At 38.9% G+C, this 22,734-nt stretch carries 11 protein-coding genes; all 11 read right to left on the reverse strand.

Translation table 11 applies throughout. The features are described from left to right. Positions 1–198: 198 nt before the first annotated feature. The 11 genes from AC4FQ5_RS11310 to AC4FQ5_RS11360 all read right to left on the reverse strand — a co-directional run bounded on the left by AC4FQ5_RS11310 (position 199) and on the right by AC4FQ5_RS11360 (position 22,724). Entirely contained in the window at positions 199–2,172 is a 1,974-nt protein-coding gene (locus AC4FQ5_RS11310; protein WP_491143352.1) for an alpha-L-arabinofuranosidase family protein, read from the reverse strand. 95 nt (positions 2,173–2,267) lie between these two features. Then, entirely contained in the window at positions 2,268–4,895 is a 2,628-nt protein-coding gene (locus AC4FQ5_RS11315) for a glycoside hydrolase family 3 C-terminal domain-containing protein (protein ID WP_491143354.1), read from the reverse strand. Between the two features lie 205 nt (positions 4,896–5,100). Further along, positions 5,101–7,848 (reverse strand): T9SS type A sorting domain-containing protein, encoded by a 2,748-nt coding sequence (locus tag AC4FQ5_RS11320; protein WP_491143355.1) that lies wholly within the window; start codon positions 7,846–7,848, stop codon positions 5,101–5,103. Between the two features lie 90 nt (positions 7,849–7,938). Beyond that, complete coding sequence (locus AC4FQ5_RS11325; protein ID WP_491143356.1) at positions 7,939–10,470, reverse strand: glycosyl hydrolase 115 family protein; 2,532 nt, start codon at positions 10,468–10,470, stop codon at positions 7,939–7,941. Between the two features lie 181 nt (positions 10,471–10,651). Then, positions 10,652–12,595, reverse strand: coding sequence for a glycoside hydrolase family 97 protein (locus AC4FQ5_RS11330; RefSeq protein WP_491143358.1), 1,944 nt, complete (start codon positions 12,593–12,595; stop codon positions 10,652–10,654). Between the two features lie 6 nt (positions 12,596–12,601). Then, complete coding sequence (locus tag AC4FQ5_RS11335; protein ID WP_491143360.1) at positions 12,602–13,969, reverse strand: glycoside hydrolase family 43 protein; 1,368 nt, start codon at positions 13,967–13,969, stop codon at positions 12,602–12,604. Between the two features lie 24 nt (positions 13,970–13,993). Next, on the reverse strand, positions 13,994–15,400 hold the full coding sequence (locus AC4FQ5_RS11340; RefSeq protein ID WP_491143361.1) for a glycoside hydrolase family 43 protein: 1,407 nt from the start codon (positions 15,398–15,400) through the stop codon (positions 13,994–13,996). Positions 15,401–15,417: 17 nt separating this feature from the next. After that, complete coding sequence (locus tag AC4FQ5_RS11345; RefSeq protein WP_491143363.1) at positions 15,418–18,000, reverse strand: glycoside hydrolase family 31 protein; 2,583 nt, start codon at positions 17,998–18,000, stop codon at positions 15,418–15,420. A gap of 24 nt (positions 18,001–18,024) precedes the next feature. Then, positions 18,025–20,034 carry an NPCBM/NEW2 domain-containing protein gene (locus AC4FQ5_RS11350; protein WP_491143364.1) on the reverse strand — a complete coding sequence of 670 codons (2,010 nt, stop codon included), beginning with the start codon at positions 20,032–20,034 and terminating at the stop codon, positions 18,025–18,027. A gap of 161 nt (positions 20,035–20,195) precedes the next feature. After that, positions 20,196–21,587, reverse strand: coding sequence for a glycoside hydrolase family 43 protein (locus AC4FQ5_RS11355; protein WP_491143366.1), 1,392 nt, complete (start codon positions 21,585–21,587; stop codon positions 20,196–20,198). Positions 21,588–21,605: 18 nt separating this feature from the next. Then, positions 21,606–22,724, reverse strand: a complete 1,119-nt coding sequence (locus AC4FQ5_RS11360; protein ID WP_491143368.1) for a glycoside hydrolase family 43 protein — start codon at positions 22,722–22,724, stop codon at positions 21,606–21,608. Positions 22,725–22,734 lie beyond the last annotated feature (10 nt).

The following is a 22,734-nucleotide window of genomic DNA, read 5'->3' on the forward strand; positions in this document are numbered from 1 at the left end:
GGCTCAGGGTGACATCTCTAATACTAAATCTTAAGCTTTAGTTTAATGTAATAGACTCAAAAGAATCATATTTAATTAAGCTTTAACAAATCGTTACATTTATGTTTAAGAGATTAAAACAAATATATATTTTTATTTTAAATAAATGTAAATATTACACTTAATTTTAATTTTTCTTTTATTGATGGTGCTTAACGACTATTTTATCTTTAAAACAACGAAAGAATTGGCTGGGATTTGAACAGAAAATTTCCCTTTTTTAATCACAGAATTCTCTTCGAGGGGTTTTATGTTTTCTGTTTGAAAATTATTTTCACTCGAAAGTTGAGAAGCTGTCAAGGTTGTTTTGGCTAATTTGCTTCCTAATTTTATGTTTTTTGGATTGATTTCAATTAACTTTTCTTGAGAATTTGTATTAACTATTTTGATAATTACTTCATTATTTTTACCATCTTTCACTGCAGATGCAAAGAGTTGATTTTGTCCTTTTACAGGATTCCCATTTTCAGAAATCTTAATTAAATCTGTTCCTTTATTGTTGGAAAATAATTTCTGAACGTAATAATTGGGTGTTGCATACGACTGAAGATTATTAAACCAAATTAAATCCGGTGTCCATTGCCAACCGTCTGCGTGAGCAAAAAGCGGAGCATAAGAAGTCATCGTGACAACATCGGCATTTCTTTCAAGCCCTGTCATAAATGCAGCTTCGGAAAGTGCAGTCAGCCAATTGTTTTTATTGTCGGGTTTTACTACACCGACTGATTGTGCAGCATATTCTCCGGCAAAAACTTTTGGTCCGGAACGATCATAAGAATCATATCTTCCGGCATTTTTTGTGAACCATTCGGGCGAATTGTAATAATGCTCATCCACAATCTGTGCATTGAGTTTTTTGAGTTCTTTCCAGCCGTAATCGAAGAATTCTCCGTCAGGCGATGGTCCGCTTCCGGAAATGATTTTAATATCAGGATATTTGCCGTGAATGGCTTTCTCGAAAATCTTATAACGCTCAATGTAATCTTCTCCCCACTGCTCGTTTCCAACGCCGATATACTTCATATTGAATGGTTTTGGATGTCCCATTTCAGCACGGATTTTCCCCCATTTTGTATTTTCACTTCCATTGGCAAATTCAATTAAATCCAAAGCATCCTGAACGTAAGGATTTAATTCTTCCAAATGAACCAATTCGGCGGTGTTGAACTGGCACGCCATTCCACAGCTCAAAATCGGTAATGGTTCTGCTCCCAAATCTTCCGAAAGCTGGAAATATTCATAAAAACCTAAACCGAAAGACTGATAATAATCGGGAGTCAGGCGATGCGAAAATCCTGAACTCCATTTGTTGATGAGATATTCTCTGTCGGCGATATTTCCTAAAGTTTTTTTCCATTGATATCTTTCGGCAAGGGTTCTGCCTTCGACAATACAACCTCCGGGAAACCGTAAAAAACCGGGTTGCAAGTCATATAATTTTTGAACTAAATCTTTGCGCAAACCTCCTTTTCTTCCCTTCCAAGTATCTTGTGGGAAAAGGGAAATCATATCCATATTGACGATGCCGTTTCCAGTAAAAGTGATTTGAAGTTTTGCTTTTTCAACTGTTCTTGATGGAGAAAAAACCGCTGTATATTTTTGCCAGCCCTTTCCTTTGATTAGAATGGGAACTGTCGAGATTATCTTTCCGTTTTCGTCAATCAGACTTGCATTGACGGCAGAAATGTTTCCGGATACTTTTTCCAAGTCAAAACTAAAATCATATCCGGAATTCTGATGAAGTCCGATTCCTCTGAAACCTTCATTCTCCAAAATATAATTTTTGTCATTGTAAACCGTGATTCTTGCGTAGTTTTTATTAGTTTTAGAATCATCAGAATAAATCGTCAGAAACCCGGAATCTAAATTCGGAGAAAGGGTTTTCGTGTTTTGTTGTTTCCAGCCCATCATAGGTTCGTCAAATTCAAAACTCCGGTTTTTGATGAGTTCGGCATAAATTCCTCCATCGGCTGCAAAATTGATATCTTCAAAGAAGATTCCGTACATCGTTGGCTGGATTTTGATGTTGGTAGGACTTCCATCCAAATCAAAAGTAAATTTTGTTGTTTGTGCTGATGAAAATGCAGCACAGGTTGAGAGAAGAAGGGTGAAGATTTTATTTTTAGTTTTCATTGATTCTATTTTTTGATTGTTCAAACAGACACTTCGACTACGCTCAGTGTAACATCTCTAATACTAAATGTTTAATGGAGCGTGTCAGTCTATAATTATTTGACTTTCAACTGAACACTTTTCAATCCTGAATTTTCGGAAGTTCCGCCATAGAAAATGGTATAATCTCCGGGTTTTGAAACCAAATCATCGGCTTTTTCATTATAAAATTTGAATGATTCATTGGAAATTGTGAGTTGAATGTTTTTTGTTTCTTTAGAATTAATAAAAACTCTTTCAAAAGCTCTTAAAGTCTTTACAGGTGCTAAAACATCGTTATTTCTTTTCACATAAACCTCTACCACTTCTTCGCCATCCCTTTCCGAAATATTGGTAACAGGAATCGTTATCGTGATATTTTCATTAGAACTGATGGAATTTTTGTTCAATTTAACCTGACCATAATTAAATTTTGAGTAGCTCAAACCGTGACCAAATGAATATAAAGGATCTTCGGTCATATAGCGATAGGTTCTTCCTTTCATATCATAATTCTCAAAACCCTGATGCTTGCTTGTTGTCGAAAGTGCATTGTCCAATTGCTCCAGATTTTTGTAAAATGTAATGGGTAATCTTCCGGAAGGATTATAGTCTCCCGCCAAAACATCTGCAACCGCAGTTCCGCTGGCTTGTCCGCCATACCAAGCATTCAGCAGAGCATCATAATTTTTTTCATCCTGCTGCAAACCAAGCGCACTTCCCGTGCACAGTACAAACACGACGGGTTTCCCTGTTTTTCTCAATTCGGCTAACAGTTCACGCTGAACTTTCGGAAGTTCTATTGAAGTTTTATCACCACCTTTGAAACCTTCGGCACTCACCAACATTTCTTCACCTTCCAAACTTGGAGAAAGTCCGCCTGCGAAAACAATTACATCTGCATCTTTTACTTTTTCTTTTACTGAAGCGAAATTCACCGGGTCTTTTCTATATACTTCAAAGGCAATGCTTACATATTTTCCTTTCTGGCTGTGTCGAAGTTCTATCTGATATTCTTTCCCTTTCTCCATTTTTACAGGAAATTCTGAAGGATGTCTTGCATCAGGACCTTTTCTAGTGGCGATTTCCTTACCGTCTACAAAAAGTGTGTAAACATCTGATGTTGCAGCAGAAAATATCACTTCGCCCGAATAACTGCTTTTAAAAACACCTGATATTCTTGCGGAAGTATTTTCTCTGGCAACTCCCGGTGCAAGCTGAGTTCCGCCAAAACTGTTGTAGGTAATTCCTGTTTTATTAACGGAAATATTAACCGGTTTTTCTTTGAATTCATTATTATTGAAAAACTCTACCTTCATTCCTTTTTCACCGTTTTTCTGGCTTAGAAAATTCTGGTAAAGAGATGTTCTGGATGACGGATCTGCCACTTCACTTCCTTTTTCGTAAATGATTTCAGCATTAGGAAATTTGGCTTTGATTCCATCTAAAATCGTAACCGTTGAAGAAGGTGTTCCGTTGTAATTTCCTAATTGCATAATTCCATCATCAGCATTGGGACCGACTACTGCTATTTTTTTAATGCTTTTATTTAAAGGCAGGACATTCTTCTCGTTTTTCATCAGAACGATTGATTTTTGAGCCATTTTCAAAGCCTGTTTCTTGTGATCCTCCGAATCCACCACCGAATATGGAATTTGGTTCCAATGAACGGACGATTTTGGATCAAGCATTCCGAGCTCAAACCAGCCTTTCAGGATTCTTCGCATTGAAATGTCGAGGTCTTTTTCGGTGATTAATCCGCTTGCCAGAGATTTATTAAGATTATTATAAGTATCTCCACATTCCAAATCAGTTGAATGTTTCAGGGCATCTGCAGCGGTGGTTTTTTCATCAGGATGTGTTCCGTGGTATTTTTCCTGATAGAAATCTGCCAAAGCCCAACAATCTGAAACGACCATTCCATCGTACTTCCATTTACCACGAAGAATTTCTGTAAGCAAAGTATTGTTGGCGCAACAAGGCTGTCCATCAAAAGCATTATAAGCGCACATCACTTCCCTAACATTTCCCTCCAAAACCAATGCTTTAAAAGCAGGAAGATAAGTTTCGTACAAATCCCTTTTGGAAACTTCTGCGTTGTAAGAATGGCGGTTCCATTCCGGACCGCTGTGAACGGCAAAATGCTTGGCACAGGCGTGGGTTTTGAAATATTTCGGATCATTTCCCTGTAAACCTTTTACCGCAGCAACACCGAGAACAGAAGTTAAAAATGGATCTTCTCCATAGGTTTCCTGACCTCTTCCCCATCTTGGATCACGAAAAATATTAATATTGGGAGTCCAGAATGTGAGACCTTCGTAACGTCCGGTTTTACTGGCTTCATCGAAAGATTTGTTATATTTTGCACGGGCTTCATCAGAAATCATTTCAAAGGTTTTGAGATGTTCCGGAACATCCCAGGTTGCTGCTAAACCAATGGCTTGCGGAAAAACAGTTGCTGTTCCAGCTCTGGCAACACCGTGAAGTGCCTCGTTCCACCATCCGTAAGCGGGAATTTCAAGTCTTGGAACGGCTTTAGAATTGTCCATCATCATTCCTATTTTTTCATCAACAGTTAATAATCCGAGAAGATTTTCGATTCTTTGTTCGACTGGAAGATTGGGATTTCGAAACGGATATTTATAATTCTGAGCAAAACTGAAAGTACAGACAACTACTGATATGGTTAATAAAATTTTGTTCATATAATTGATTTTAAAGCAGTTTTTTATTAATAGATCTTGAATATTATCACCAAATATTGCTTTGCAGTGTGATAAAGACAAATATAAGATTCTATTTTGAATAAATGTATATATTACACTTAATTATAGATATTATTACAAGAAAAAGTCACTGGAATAAACCAGTGACCTTGCAAAATTTAATTTTAAAAGAATATAATTGAGGTTATTGCTTTATAAATTTGTTTGTGACGGTTTTTCCTGAACCTGATATTTCAATAAAATATACTCCTGAAGGAAGTTTTGAAACATCAATTCTGTTTTTGCCGTTTGTCAGTTTTGCTTTATACGAAACAACACTTCCTTTTGCATCAATGATAGAATATACTGCATCACCCGATTTCCAATCAACGAAAATTTCGTTTTTGGCAGGGTTTGGATAGAGAACTATGTCATTCTTTGTTTCTATAATACTTTCAACTCCAAGTGTAGAAAAGCTCAAAGGAAGGAAAACGTCAGTATATGTATTGTTTTCGGAAAGATACCCCTGGAACGAGCTGATTACCGGTTCGTTACCTGCTGTCACTTTATAAAATCCTGTAACTCCGTTTTCTGTTTTCAATACATATCCTCCTGCAGCCACTTTTATAGACTGATAAACCCCATTGATCTGATTCACGGTAATGGCTTTTGGTGTAGATACAGCACCTGATCCTGTGAATGTTTTGCTTCCTGTTGCGTTGATCAATACAGGAATATTGGCAGGAATTATTCCATTGGAAATCTGTGTACAAACCACATTTCCCGAAGCCGGCTGCATCGTATAGGCTGTAACTCCAGAAGGGATGGCTGACTGGAAAGGTAAAAGAACGATTCCGTACCCATTAAAAGTTCTTGCATACGTTGCAGAATTTGCAGTAAATCCAAATGGAACCTGAAAATCTTTACCCAGATCCGAAAGAGTAAGATTCTGACAAGAATTGCCAGAAATTACATTTACATTACTGTTGCTGACACTTCCATTAACATAAAAAATACTGTTAAGATTGGCAGAAGCACTATTCCATGTATCTGCTGATGTGTTTCCTGTAACATCTTTAAAATCAACGGATGTATAATATTCATTTTCCAAGGCGTCCATAAGATTACTGTCTGTAAGAGAGTACGCTGATGCAAATTTTGAAGCTCTTTCATTACCCACATTGAAATAGACATCACCCAAAGTCAGGGTAAGAATGGAGCTGTAATTTCCACTTCTAAGCCCGATGATTCCTTTGCAGCCATATGGAAGAACTGTTCTGGAAATGTCAAACACCAGATTGAAACTTCCTGAGCCTGGTGCAGGAAATGCAACACTTCCATAATTATGAGATCTTACTGTTCCGTTTATATCAACGTAATACAGTGTTGTATTGGAAGAAGTCGGCAAATTGCTTGTTGTATAGTTTAATACATTAAAAATTAACTTATTGTAACGGTCATCCAGATTCAAATATCCGCTGTTCGCATCTGTGTTTGAACTTATCAACGGAGTTGAATTGTAGAAAGTAACTGTTTTTCCGCTAAGCTGATAATTAATACCAAACGCAGTATTGGTCGGGATCTGAGTTTCAATTTTATTATAATGAACATCGCCGCCTGTCATTAATGATACCGGTCTGTCTCCGCTTTTATTAAAAACAAAAGTCATTACACTCGAAGGACTCACCTGAACTGTCGGACGGAAACTCGCCGTACTGAAAGAGAAAGGTGATGAAGCCATATTCAATGATTGTGATGTGGTTGTCTGTACTCCTGAAGTCGTAAAGAATGGCAGATCAACTTTAAGATCATAGGTGTTGGAAGAGGAATTGATAACAACAAGGGTAATCTGGTTGCCGTCTAGTGAAATATAAGAAGAACCTTCCAAAGTTCCGCTTGAAGTTTCCCATTTTGCATCAATTCTGGTTTTACCTGTCGTATTTTTAGCATATTGGGATAAAATATATCCCCTTTTTGTCATCTCACCTGCTACTGTGCCATTTGTACCATCACCCATCATTCCGTAGTATCTTTTTGATGCGTAGTGAACCCATGCGTTGATGTTACCAAGCATAGCATTATTTACGCTTCTTGCAAAAGTGAAACCGTCAATTGTCCAGCTAAAGTCTCTTGCAGGTACACTTGTGGACGAATTCCAGTTAATGAGATATTCTGTTTGCCAGATTTGTTTATTGTGATTTTGAAATTGCTTGTAGACAGACTGCATAGATCCATACTGATGACCTCCATAAACTTCAAAATTTGCCATTACTGCTGGATTTAAAAACGCATTTGCGAAATTATCCGTAAAACCGACACTTTCCGGAGCAATTACGTTACAGTTTATCAAATGTCCATAGTCTTTAACGAAAGTAGCAATCTGCGTTGGTGTCCAGATACAACCTTGGTATTGCGCCATCTCATCAGGCTCGTTCTGTATAGAAATATAATCGAGTGTAACTCCGTTAGTAGCCAGATAAGTTACGAAACTGTTGAGATGAAGAGCATAATCCTGATAATTTTCAGGTTTCAAATAACCAATTTGCTGTACTCCGTTCGTATCCGTGTACACTGCGTTAACATGATTATTGGTTTTCCATGCTGCAGGCATTGTCCATGGACTTGCAAATACAATCAATCCCATTGATTTTGCCAATTGTGCAGTGGCCAAAACCTGTGGCCAGTTAGAACTGTCTTCCGGAATATATAGCCTCAGCATATTGTATCCGGCATCTGTAGCGCCGTTTCCCCAGAGTTTCTGAATTTCTGCTGTTGTCATGTGATTGTAGGCAAACTGCGGACTGCAGACAAATCCGCCAAAACCGGTTATTTTCTGATAAGTAATGTTCTTATCAATCTTTACTTTTGCGTTCTGTGTACTCTGTGCATTAAGATGCCCTGTGAATACAATACCTGCCATGGCAGCAAGTACTAAATTGATGATTTTTCTCATAGTAATAATTTGATTTTAAATGTGACATAAATTTTAATTTAACTCAATATGTTATTATTGTTTTTTGAAATATAATGCGTGGAAAATTGCTTATTTATTTTCTAAAATTTCACTTTCCGGCGCTCCCAAGTAACTTGGTTTGAGACCGCCTGTATTAATTAGTATTTTTTCCAGTACAATTCCCGGTTCTAAAACTCTGAAACGTAAAGTATGTTTTCCCGGTTCGGAAATCTGATGCTTTGTGATTGATTTAATGATATGCTCCGACTGCCATTTTCCCAATTCGCCTTTGTAATGACCATTGAAATTGACAGTTTGCGGAGTTTCGCCATCAAAAAAAATTTCGTAGCGCAATCCTTTATTGTGATTGTAATTTAAAGTCGGAGCCAACAAAAGTTGAACTTCAAATTCTCCTTTGGATTCGAAATTAATATCGTATTCCAGATAAATATTTTCATCGGCCTTCGGATAAGCATTCTGGGGAAAAGTCGTAATTCCTGATTTTGTTTTACCGAAATCAGGAATCACTTCCCAATGGATTCTGTCTGAATTATTCATTCGTGCAAAATTTTCGGCTTCGATAGAAACATAACCGTCTTTTTCTTGGAATACTTTTTCCTTCGGGACATTTGCTTCAGAAACGTAAGTGACTTCAGGCATTATATTTTCTTTTCCATCGAACCAGGCTTTGTATCCTATCTTCATCTGGTCCATCATATGCGTCCATTTTCCGCCGGCAATTACATTGTTATATTTATTATCGAGATACGTGTTTCTTTCAAAACACTCTTTCACTTTATCCGCATAATAATCTGCTTTAAGGTCATTTTTGGCTGCCAATTCCCTGTTTTTGGCAACTGCATAATACATTTCATACAAATTACTGCACGCATCAATCGGATAAAGAACCAACTGATAGTATGCATCCTGATATTCAGTAGGAATCTGTTCTTTCAAACGTAATGCATCTACTGCCAAAGCTCTGTAATCATTCAAAACCGTTTCAAATTCATTATAATTTTCCAGACTGAATGTCTTGCTGTCAAGTGTTTCCGGAGTTACTCTGCGGTTGTATTTAGCGTAAAGATTAATCATTCTGGCAATTTCTTTTGAATGTTTTTCGCCAAATTGCTGAGCAGACCATTTCTCGGTGTATTCCAAAAGGTTTTTAGCATTAAACTGTTTCGGATTCCAAGCCATTTCGAGGAAAAAGCTGATTGGAAATTCCATTGGCTTTAAATCACCCACATTCACGACCCAAACTTTGTCTACTTTATGTTCATAAGAAAGATTCATCTGCTCCCAAACCCGTTGTATCGGACTGATATTGATCCATTTGGAATTTCTCGGGCCGCCTACATAATCGAAGTGATAGTACATTCCGTAACCTCCCTTGTGTAAAGGTTTTGAAGGATCTGGAAGTTTACGAACATTACCCCAATTGTCGTCACAAAACAGCAAAATCACATCATCCGGAACTCTCATTCCTTTGTCATAATAATCCTGAACTTCTTTGTATAAAGCCCAAACCTGTGGTGTTTTGCTTGGATTTTTACCTGTAACATTTTGAATGATTTTGCGCTGGTCTTTTACGATGTTCTCTAATAAGGAAATATTGGTTCCCTCTCCCATTGCTTCATCACCGTCGCCACGCATTCCGACAGTGACTAATTTTTCCCAGTTTTTGCTTCTAACGATTCCGGCTTTCCAGAATTCCTGCAAGACTTTTGCGTTTTTTGAATAATCCCAGACATTCGGAAGGTTATTTCTTTTGATGTATCTGTGCCAGTCGGCTTGTGCCTGCGCCATCGGCTCGTGGTGCGAAGTTCCCATTATAATTCCCATTTCGTTGGCTAATGGTCCGCTCAACGCATCGTCGTCATAGAATGCTTTTCCCCACATCGCAGGCCATAGATAATTGGCTTTGGAGCGAAGAAGCAGTTCAAAAACCTTTTCATAAAATTTAGAATTGATGCCGCCAAAAGTTGCTCTTGCCCAACCGCCAAGCGAAGGTTCTTCATCATTCAGGAAAATTCCGCGGTATTCTACGGCAGGTTCTCCATCGGTATACATTCCTTTTTTGAAGTATAAATTTTCTTTTGCTTCCACAGGAACGTCTGCCCAGTAATGCCAAGGTGAAACGCCGATTTGCCGAGACACTTCATAAATCCCGTAAATGGTTCCTCTTTTGTCACTGCCTGCAATCACAATCGCTTCCGAAACGCCCGGAAACGGGTTGCTGACGTTTTGGATAATATATTTTTCACGTTTTCCGGTTAGAGATTTTCCATCAATCTTTTTTTGTTTGATTAAATCATCAATCACCGATTTTGTTCCGAGAGTTCCAATGATGATTAAGGGAGAATTTATTCCGGAAATCTGATTCAAAATCGTTGGTTCCTCACCTGTTACTTTCTGGAAATCGGATTGCAGGTTTTTGACAGCTCTCAATATTCCTGCATCAATATTATTGTTAGTAAATAATGAGATACTGACTGATTTATCTTTCAGGAGAATAGCATCATCGCTTTTTTTTGTTGTGATAAATGGTTCTGTCGCCTGTCCATTTAAACAAGCACCAAACAGCAGTACAAAGAGAAATAGTATCGGTAATCTGTTCATAATCTTTATTTTGATTTAATTGAAACTTTATAGATTCTGAAAACCTATAAGGTTTAGTTTAACATTTATTGGTTGCGAATTGCACGCAGCCCGGCTTGAACGGAGCTCTTTTTGTGAGGAGGCACGACGAGCAAAAAAGCGGGAGTGGAAGACGGATTAAGCTGCCCAAATTATCCCTGCTTTAATTCTTCAACACAAATCCCCCATTCGGCTGAATTTCAATTTCAAATTCTCCTTTTTTATTAATGGAAACCGTTTTTGTAAAAGTGTTTCCATTTTTATCATCATTAATCAGTTCCAGATTTTTACCAGCCAACATTGGAAGATTGAGTGTAAGTTTTTTAGAAGTTTTTTCAGCATTTACACCCGCAACATACCATTTGTCATTATGCCTTCTCGCTATCACAGAATATTTCCCGGGATAACCATCGATGAAAACCGTTTCATCCCAAAGCGTCGGAACCTCTTTCATAAAATCCAACTGGAATTTTGGAGCATCAGTCAGGTTATTCGGCATTATTCCAAACATCTGAATCGGATTCTGAAACAAAACTGCTGTCGCCAACTGAAAACCATCTGTGGTTAATCTTCTGTTCTTTTCTTTATTGGATTTCGTTAAAAATTTATTCAGAAAAGTTCCGCCAAACTCCATACTTCCCACCGTATTTCTGATGAAAGGATGTAAGGTTGCAAAAAATGCTTCCTGTTTACGGACATCTTCCGAAAAGTAAAGCATTTCCGAGGCTAAAACAGCTTCGCTTCCAGCATAATTCGGGTACATTACTTCCCAGCCTCTCGGCAAAGTAGCTCCGTGGAAAATAATCATCAGACCAAAATCATTGGCATCCGACAAAATATCTTCATACAGACGCATCGTTTCCTGCTTGTCGCCACCAAAAAAATCGACTTTCAAACCTTTTACACCGATTTCTTTCAGCCATTTCATTTCTTTTTTGCGTTCTACAGAAGTGCTCATTTTGTTTCTTGGTCCCATTGGCGCATCATTGGCGGCTCCGTTGGAATTATACCAAAGCATTACTCCCACATTTTTAGATTTGGCGTATTGAACGAGTTCTTTCATCCGGTCTTTGCCGATATTTTTATCCCAAAGCGCATCCATCAAAATGAATTCATAATTAAGTTTTGATGCCAAATCAATAAATTTGGTCTGGTCATCATAATTCATACTGTTATCCTGCCATAGAATCCAGCTCCAGGTAGATTTTCCGAACTGATATTTCTGCGAAGGTTCATAAAGAGGTTCTACAACATCAAATGGAATGGTCGTTTCAACTATCGGTTTCAAAGAATCTCCAATCGTAATCGTTCTCCACGGAGTTTTTCCGGGCAAAGAAAGTGCTGCTCCTGAACTTCCGAAACCGTTGTTTTCAGCCATATTCGGATAGGCAACCTGATAAAGATTTTTATCTGAAGTGGTGTTGAGATGAGAAGCACAATACAAACTACTAACTCCAGTTTCTGAAAGCAAAACCCAGCCCTCGTTTCCGATATGAAAAAGCCCAGGGAAAACGTAACCATAATCAGCTTTCGTTCCTAATTCCGCATCGGCTTTATATCCACTTTCATAGCTTGGCGCTGTGCGTGCAAAACCAGTCATCGGCTTCATCATTGGCGACAAAAAAGTGGTTGTTTGTGACGGAAATCGATATCCTGTTACTTCCGATTGCACAACAACACTGAAACGGTCTTTCATTGGCGGAATGTCGTATTGAAGCGCAATATTATTGTCACTTACCTGAAACTCAATTCCAATACTAAACTGCTCTTGATTGGTAAAATTGACGGTCAATTTATTTGCTTTGTACTCAACTTCGGATTTTTTGATTTTTTCGTTGTTGTATTTTTTAGAAACAATGTCTTTTTTGCTGTTGATGAATTTTAAATTTTTAGAGAAATCTGATTCATTGGTGATTAAACCCAAAGGAGATTTTTCGAGCATTGTTTTTCCTTGAAAAGTAACGGAATACAATGCTTTTCCGTCTTCTGAAAATACATTCAGTTTCAGTTTTCCGTCCGGACTTGAAACTTCGGCAACTTGTGCTTTGACCTTTGATAAAAAACAAAAGCTTATGAATAATATAAATAAAAGTGTAAATTTTTTCATTTTGAATTATTTTGAAAACATCCAATAGTCAAAAAACATAATGTCTTTTTCCGCTTTACCATTGAACACTAAATAAAGATTGTGAATACCTGTTATTTTGTTTGACAGATTAATTTTAACCGTTTCATACCGATCATCTCCTCCGGTCATCGGAACTTTTATAGTTCCTGCAAGCGGTCCGTCCAAACTGTCTAAATGAACATCCATCGTAACTCCACCGTTGTGCGTGGTTCCTACTCTTGCAGAAAAAGTTGTTGTGCCATCTTTTACAAAATCAACATTTTTTACGCTTGTGTAAGCACCGTTTTTCTTTGCTTTGATGAAAACTCCTGCGACTTTGTTTTGATAAGATTTTACATTTTCCGACCACGAAATCATCTCCGCCTGATTGATTGCGTAAGGGTTGACGGTTGCAATAGCTTTGGAAATTCCATTGGTCATTTTGAAAGGTGAAATAGAACCGTCTTTATTAAATTCTAATTCCTGCACACTGACCGACCTTGTGAATCCACTTCCTCCCGGCAAAGCACCATTGTGATAGAAAAAGTAGGTTTTCCCTCTGAAATCAATCACGCCGGGATGATTGGTAAAAGATTTTCCTTCTGCAGGCATAATAATTCCGCCATATTTCCACGGACCTTGCGGACTTTTGCTGGTGGAATAGCCTATAAATTCCGGTAACGCACCGCCCGGCCAGAAGAGATAATAAAGATTTTTTCGTTTGTAAAGCCACGGACCTTCTTCGTATTTCGTTGGTCTTTCCGGATTGCCTTCCCGTTTTCCGAAAGATTCTTCAGTCATCGGAACTTCAACAATATCACCGGAATAGGAAATCATATCTTCATTTAGTTTCACGTATTTAAGTTTGGGATTTCCCCAATACATATGCGCCTGACCGTCATCATCAATGAAAACCGTCGGGTCGATATCGCCCCATTCACTCTGAACAAGCGGTTTTCCCAGCGGGTCGTGAAACGGTCCAAACGGACTGTCGCCAACTGCAACGCCGATCGCACCTTTATTATTGGTTTTCGAAATCATTGGGACATACATAAAGAATTTCCCGTTTCTTTCGATGCACTGAGCCGCCCACGCATCACGTTTTGCCCAATCGAAATCATTGTACGAAAGAATCACACCGTGGTCTGTCCAGTTGACCATATCATTGGTGGAAAACAGCTTCCAATTGTTCATTGTAAACCACGTAGAATCGTCTTCGTCGTGACTGGTGTAAACATATAAACGGTCATTGAACACTATTGGCGCCGGGTCGGCTGTGTAAGCAGTTTGAATGATGGGATTCTGTGCAGACAAAACTCCTGCATATCCTATAAACAGAGTACTTAACGCTGACTTTATTATATTTTTCTTCATTTTTAAATAATTAACATTCAAACATTATTTTTTCTGAAAACTCCAGTAATCGAAATTAAAAAGCTCACGACCTGCCGTGATATTTTTTCCCTGAAAAACAAAATACACATCGTGAACGCCAGAAATAGATTCTGAAATCTTTGCCGTCAATGTTTTCCAGACGTCCCAGCCTCCTGTTCTGGGTACTTCAATTTGCGCTAATTTTATTCCTTTAATACTGTCTAAACGGACTTCCAGAATTCCTCCGTCAAGCCCAGAAGCTATTGAAGCTGAAAAAGCAGAAACTCCCTGATTTCCGAAATCTACAGAACGGACTTTTATGAATCCGCCTGTTCTTGTTTCAGTTACATAGACTCCGTTTTTTTTATTTTCAGCGGTTTTGCATTTCTCAGACCAAGCCATCATTTCTGCTTCATTTCTTTTATAAGGGTTTACCGTTGCTACAGGATTTACACCTTCTTTAGTCATTGTGATTTTTGGAATACTGCCGTCAGAATTATATTCGAATTCTTCAATCGCAGTCGACCTGCCATAACTACCTGCTCCCGGCAATAATCCGGTGTGATAAAACAGGTAGGATTTTCCTTTGAAATCAATGATTCCGCCGTGGTTGGTGAAGCTGTTGGTCGGCTGGTCGGTCATTATTTTTCCCTGATATTTCCAGGGACCTGTTGGTGATGAGCTTGTGGCGTAAGACAGGCATTCTGTACGTCCTGTCATTCCTGCGTACATCAGATAATATTGTTTATTGCGCTTGTAAAACCAAGGTCCTTCCACGAAAACATCTTCAAATTGCTCTTGTTTTTGCAAAACTTCATCACTCTTTCCCGGACGTCTGAGTCCGCCAAATGATTCCACCGACTGTGGAATTTCAGTAATTTTCCCTTCATACGAAACCATATCTTTGTTGAGCTTTACATAAAAAAGATGGCTGTTTCCCCAATAGAGATACGCCTGTCCGTCATCATCTATGAAAGCTGTTGGGTCGATATTGTCCCAGCTTCCCGTTGTAATCAATGGTTTTCCAAGCGCATCTTTGAATGGTCCGACTGGACTATCGGACACAGCAACACCAATTGCCATATCATTATTAATGGTTTGAGCACAGATATACCAATAAAATTTGCCGTTTCGCTGTATACATTGTGATGCCCAGGCGCGGTCACGAGCCCAGCTGAAGGATTCTAAGGAAATTGGAACACCGTGGTCTGTCCAGTTGACCATATCTTCGGATGAATGTACCCTCCATTTCGTCATATAATAAAAATCGTATCCCGGAATGTCGTCTCCTGTGTAAACGTACATTTTATCTTTGTACACCATCGGCGCAGGGTCCGGCGAAAAATGGGTCTGGATCACCGGATTCTGAGCTAAAACGGCAGCGCTGAAACCACACAAAGCCAAACTAATTAGTATTTTTATTTTTTTCATATGTAGATTTATTTTCATTAAAATTTTGACACAACAGCACTGCCATCATACAGAATGCTTCTGTTTATTGTTTTGCCATTCAATCCGATTAAGCTAATATTGAAAGTTCTTTTTTCTGTAATTCCTTCAAAAGTTCCCTGACGTGAGCCAATCTTTAAGGTTTTGTTTTTTTCATTCCAGGTAAACGGAATGATGCTGTAATTTCCTTTTTCATAATTGTAGTTATCGCCTTCATCTTCGTAAAGTTCAAAAAAACCGTTTTCACCACAATAGATTTTAATCGTCATTGCTTCATTTGATTTTTCAGAAGAATACTGCATTATCGGTCCGAAAGGAATAATAGACCCTGCTTTGATTAACAAAGGGATTTTGTTTTTGGAAGCATCAGCCGTTACATTTTGTCCTCCATCATAATTTTTATCAGTCCAGAAGTTATACCACGAATTTCCTTTCGGAAGATATATCTTCCACTCTTTCGCTTCCGGCATCGTGACAGGAGCAACCAATATGGATTTTCCAAACATATACTGATAAGCTTGTTTCACAGCCTCCGAATCATCTTTGAAATCCATCACCATCGGGCGCATTATTGTTGAATTGTGATGAGAGACTTCCCACGACTGACTGTAGATATAAGGCAATAACTGATACCGCAAATTGATTAATTCCCGCATCTCTGCTTCCACTTTATCACCGTATTTCCAGGGTTCTGTTTCGGACTGGTAACCGTGCGTCCTGAAAATCGGACAAAATACACCCCACTGAAACCATCTCATCAAAATGTCGTGGTATTTCGGGTCTGTGTATTGAGACGAACCAGGTCGGAAAAAGCCACCAATATCGGTTGTCCAATACGGCATTCCGGTCAAAGAATAATTGAGTCCGGCTACGATTTGTCTTTTGTAGGCATCCCAATCCCAGCCGATGTCTCCCGACCAATTAATGGTTCCGTAACGTTGCTGACCTGGGAATGCAGACCGCGTTAATATCACCACTCTTTTATCGGGATTTGCTTTCCTTTGTCCGTCATAAACTGCTTTGCTTACGAACAATGGATAGGTCAATCTGTAAAATTCTCCGGCTCCGAAATACGTTTTTTTTCCTGCCAATGCATCATTTTCCGGTTCTGTGGCATCCATCCACCAGGAATCAACCCCGAATTTAAAAAGGTTATCATTTAAAGCATTCCAATGAACATTTTGGGTTTTCGGATTATAAATATCAATCCACGGACTGTCCGGGATGTAAAGTCCTTCATAATCTTTTGCGACAACCGATTTTTTATCTAAATTTTCCCATACGGATATGGAAAATTTTGAATTTAGCTGATGTAATTCTTTAATAAATTGTTCCGGGTTGGGGTAATGCTGTTCATCAAATTTCGGAACACCCCATCCATATTTTCCCCAATACTGCCAATCCTGAACGATAACATCCATTGGCAATTTTCGTTTGCGAAACTCTTTTACTGTCTCAACAAGATGAGATGCTGAAGTGTAACGCTCCCGGCACTGCCAATATCCAAATGCCCATTTCGGAAGCATCGGAACTTCACCTGAAAGTTCTCTGTAAGCTTCTATGACTTCATCCGTATCATTGCCTGCAAAAAAAATATAATCCAAAGCTTTGCTGTTTGGAGAGCGGAAAGTCGTCACATTATTTGCTTCACTCCATTTCAAAGTAGGTGTCTTGGAAGCTTTACAAACGACCTGTATCTGATGTTCACCAGCTTTCAATTTAATTTTCGTGCTTACAGCGGGAGGTAACCATAGATTGGATTGGTCAATCACTGGTTTTCCATCAATAACCAAAAGATGACGGTTATCCATATCGCCTAAATCGAGCATAAACGTATATTTGGAATCTTTGTCTAAAGATAATTTGCCTTTGTATGATGCCTGCTGTTGGGAAACCTTCACCGTTCCGCTTGTTGTGGTCACTTCTTTTTCTTCTCCTTTTGAAGATGAATCCTTTTCAAGCAATACATTGTTGTCCGCCGGATTAAACCACGATAATCCGTACTGATGCCACAAAATACCGTATCCTTTGGAAGAATAAAGGAAAGGCAACGCAATCTGGCTGTTGACCTGAATCAGTTTTCTGCTGATATTTTTCAGATTATAATGACCGTCCTGAAACTGACCCAGCCCGAAAAGATATTCATCGGATGTTGTTTCAAAGCCTTGTTCTGCAGTATAGCCAGGTTCGGATGAAATGGTATTGTCTGTTAATTTTCGAGTGTTTATTGCTTCAGACAGCAACACTTTTCCTTTTTTATCAAGAAAAGTAAGCCTGGAATTTTTTTTATCGAGCAAAACAGTAACGTTTCCGGATTTAAGCTTTAAGAAATCTTTCTTCTCTGAACATTTGAATTTCGGAATCTCTTGCTTGTTAACCAAAACAAACTCACGTTCTTCTACCGGTAAATCTTTTATCCACTGTATTCTTACCGCGTTTTTATGAACCGGATTTATTTTCAAAAAACCTTCTGACAGTTTCACAACCACTCCATCTTGATTGACGGTATGATTGATATAGGACTGTGCATTCCCCATTAAAGGAAAGAGAATAAAAAGGTAAATTAAGGTTTTCCAGTTCATATTAAAATACTTTAGAATATTGTATTATTTAATTCCGTTAAATTTATAATAAGCCACACCGTGAGCTGGAATTTCCAGTGGCAGACCTTCGCTTGTGGTATTCATTTTTGCAATATCTTTCTGCCTCCAAATATCACGAACGGTTTGTTTTCCGGCTATTCCCAACTTCGAAAAATCTTTATAATTCATACTCACTTTTTCTCTCCCGAAATTGGCAAAAGCAACGGCTTTACTTCCGTCTTCCAATTCTTTTACATAAAGTCTGAGTTCTCCGATAGTTTGTAGACACATTCCCTGTTTTCCTAACGCATCCTGATTGACGGCAATTACCTCATCATTCGTTAAAAGATTTAATGTAAAATCATCTAATTTTTCTAAATCACAACCAATGAGCAAAGGCGCTGAAAATATGCTCCAAAGACTGATATGGAGATATTGCTCGTCCGGTTTCAGACGGCTTTTGTGCGGATTTCCCCAACCTACTTCGCCCACCACAAGCATATCTGCGTCGTTCCAATTGCCTGGTTTCGCAAACGGAGCGGCTTTATCCTGGGCCAATGCAATGCTTTTGACGCTTGCCCAGGTATCAGTGATATCGTTGGTCGTTCTCCAAGACTGTGCATTCACTTTATCGCCCCATTTCCAGACGTCTCCCATCCCGTACTGACAAAGATTGTAGACAATATCTCTCGGTTGCTGACGAAGCAAATCGCCCATCACCTTAAAAGGTTTCACTCCTTTTTCCGGGTCGCCTCCGCCCTGAAATGCAAGGGAAGGAACTTTGAAAGTGTCGTTTTCCGGCAGACCGTCGATCACTCCGCCATAACTGCACCAGTCGTATTTCAAATAATCAATGCCCCATTTTGTGTAGCTTTCTGCATCCTGTCTTTCGTAGCCGTAGCTTCCGACACATCCACCGCAAGTCCACGGACCGGGAGAAGAATAAATTCCCATCTTTAATCCGTTATGGTGTACATAATCGGCAAGACCTTTCATATCGGAGAATTTTGAGTTGGGAATGATAAATCCTTTTTCATCACGCATTTGGGAATGGTCTTTGGAATCCCTGTTGTACTGCCAGGAATCATCAATGTTGATATAGCTCCAACCGTGGTCTGCAAGACCACTTTTAACCAAAGCATCTGCAGCACGTTTCACCTTATCAGCAGAGACTTCGAGCCCAAAACAATTCCAACTGTTCCAGCCCATCGTTGGTGTAAGTGCAATCCTATCTCCGCAATTAATTTTTAATTTTTTTGAAGTTTTTCCTTTTGCATTTTGAGCCATTAATTCCACTTCATAAATTCCTTTTTTATTCAATTTTCCAGTAATAATTCCGGTTTTCTGATCTAATTTTAATCCTTTTGGAAGACCTTTTGCGGAAAATATCATTGGTCGTTCTCCTGTTGCAGGAATTCTGAACAAAAACGGAGAGCCGGGACGAACGCCGAAAACTGTTGCAGAATTGATTTTTGGCGTTGCAGAAGCTTTTGGTGTTAAAATATATTCTTCCGATGAGATTGGATTGAATGTTTTTAAGGTATTCACTCCTGTGGTTTCAAATTTTGCATCAACCCAATTGGCGTGATCGTAATAAGGACCATTGCCACCATCGGTCACCAGCAATTCCAATTGATTAATACCTTTTAATGAAACCGATACAGGTTTTGCCTTATCGCCAAGATGCATCAATTCACTTGACCAAATCTTTTTGTTATCGCCGTAAATTTCAAAAACTACCGCAGGATTTTGCCCTTTAACCTCATCATCGAGTCCTACCACTGCCGTAAACGTCTTTGCTTTCCCATCTAACTTAATTAACAAAGAACTTTCCGCGTGTGTTCCGAAACCTCTTTTGAACACTTCTCCAGCAATAGTCAATGGTTTTCCGGCTACGGAAGTATTGATACCCGGAGTTCCGTGACCTTGTGTGGAAACACTGAGATCGAGCTCATCAAGCCAAACTATTTTCTGGGCATTCAGGCAACATCCGGTTATGAAAAAACTTAGAATAAAGAGTTTAAATCTGTACATTTTTAAAATTGATTAAAATGATCTATTGTATTTGAAAAAATATAGAATTGTCCATAACTTCACCTAGGTCTTCGACTCCGCTCAGACTGACACCGCTAAAATTCAAACGGCTAGTATTAGAGATGTCACACTGAGCGAAGTCGAAGTGTCTGTGTAATTCTTTAATTTGAACTGAATTTCCACCAATCGAAGTAGAAAAGGTCTTTGCTTCCTTTGAATACGAAATACACATCGTGTACGCCTTTTATATTTTTTACCGAAGATTTTATGGTTTTAAAAATGTCGCCTTCTGCTTTTCCTTTTACCTCAACGATTCCTAATATTGGTCCGTCAACAGCATCGGTATGGATTTCTATGCTTCCACCGTTCATTGATGCCACCGATACTTCCAGGAATTTGGTTCCTTTGGAAAAATCAACGCCCTGAACTTTGAGGTAATCGCCGTTGTTGATAGACGAAACCACCAAACGGTCAGTGATTTTTTTGCCTGTGTCGTAAGGATTATTTCTTTCCCATTCAGTCATTTTTTCTGTTTTCAAGCCTTCACTGTAAGCAATGGTTTCTGCTTCTACTTTTTCATATGGATTCAGTGTTGCAATTCTTTTTACCCCTTCCGGATTCCAGAACGGCAGTTTTTGAATGGTACCATCGGCATTGTAAGTCAGTTCGCTCACACAGATGGAACGGCGCTCATAATGCTTGCTTATGGTTTGTTTTCCAAGATTGTAATTGAAACCGAAAACATAAGATTTTCCTTTATAATCTATAATTCCAGGATGATTTCCGTTGGAGCGTTTGTCGCTGTCCATAATCATTCCCTTGAATTCCCACGGACCGGTTGCCGACTTGCCCATCGCATAACCGATTCCTTCCGGACAGCACGTTGAGGCATACGCCATATAATAATTGCCGTTGCGTTTCCAAGCCCAAGGTCCTTCCTGATAATGAAATGGGTCGGGAGAACCTTTGACTTTTGCAATCGAAGGGTCTTTTACGACCGGTCCATCCACAGAAATCATATCTTTATTCAGCTTTACATACCACAAATTAGGATTTCCCCAGTACAGATAAGCCTGTCCATCATCATTAATGAGAACAGTAGGATCAATATCGTCGCTTGAATTCTTCACAAGTGGTTTGCCGATAGGATCCTTAAAAGGACCATACGGACTGTCTGCCACCAAAACACCGATTCCTCTTTGTCCCGGCATCGGGCAATACATATAAAACTTGCCGTTTCTTTCGATGACCTGAGGTGCCCACGCTCCGTTTTCCGGATCTGTCCATTTGAAATCCTTTAATGAAGCCACAACGCCGTGGTCTGTCCAATTGACCATATCGGTTGAAGTGTACAACAGCCAGTCTTTCATTTTAAATCCGAACGCATCATCTTCATCGTGACTGGTGTACAGAAAAACGGTGTCTTTGTAAACCATTGGCGCAGGATCAGCCGTAAATTTGGTCTGAATGATGGGATTCTGGGCAGACAGCGATAATCCTGTTGTCAGCAATGCAATATTTAAAGTGTATTTTAAAATTGTTTTCTTAATCATAATTAATTTTTTTTGAATTTAATATGTAATGATTTGCTCTGTCCAAGTTGGACCTGTGATGTAAAACATTCCGTCTTTGTAGTGTACGGGCTCGATTCCCATTTGCGGACCTAACTCCCAAGGCTGAAAAGTTTGACTGTACGGATACGGTCTTTTTTCATACATAAAATAATGGCAGGAATTCCAGAGATTACCGTCCGGACCGATGAACAAAGCGTTATGTCCGGTTTCCTGATAAGGATCTTCGGTATCTGTAAAGAATAGATTATCGTAACCGTTTTCTTTTGCCATTTCGGTTCGGTAACCTTTTTTTCGAGTTCCAAAAATCGGTTCTGGGGAAGCCAATTCCCAAGGTCCGAGAGGTGATTTTGATTTCAACAATCCCACTTCATAACCTCTTGTCCAGGTTGAAAAAAACATAAAATAGGTTCCTTCTTTTTTAATCACGAAAGGCCCTTCGATTCCGCCAACCATCCATTCTGGCCAGCCTGGTTGTTTTTTATCGAGAAATTTCTGAATAGGAGTCGTTAACTTTCCGGTCTTCAAATCAATTTTAGCCTGAAAAAGTCCGTTACCACTGCAATAGAGATAAACCTGTCCGTCTTCATCTTCAAACAAAGTTGAATCATTGTTATATTGTGGTGTCAGAGGACCATTGACCAATTTGTAAGGTCCGGTAACTTCATCTGCTGAAAACAACCAGACGCTGTGCGTTGCCATTCCTTTCGGATCTTCTTTGGTCACTTTTCCGCTGTTTACGGTCAGCCAATATTTTCCCTGAATAAAATGAATTTCGGGAGCCCAGAATCTGCCATTATAAGGTGTGTCTTTCGGAAGTTTTTTGGCATCGATGATAAAAGAGTGCTGTTTCCAGTTGATTAAATCTTTAGAAACCAACATTCTGACACCGGGATTTGGACCTGTCCAAACCGGGTTGGAAGTTCCTACACAATACCACAAATCATCTACTTTGATGATGAAATGATCACGCATAGAAATAGCGGAATCTCTCGTTATTGGATTCGTGTAGCGAAATTCTTTCTGTAAAGAAGTTTTGCTTTTTTCAACCTGAGCAAAAGCATTATTCAAAGCAAAAATGAATAATGAAAACACCAGAATATTTTTAAAAACCTTCATAATTTTAATT

The organism is Chryseobacterium sp. DT-167, assembly GCF_058310155.1.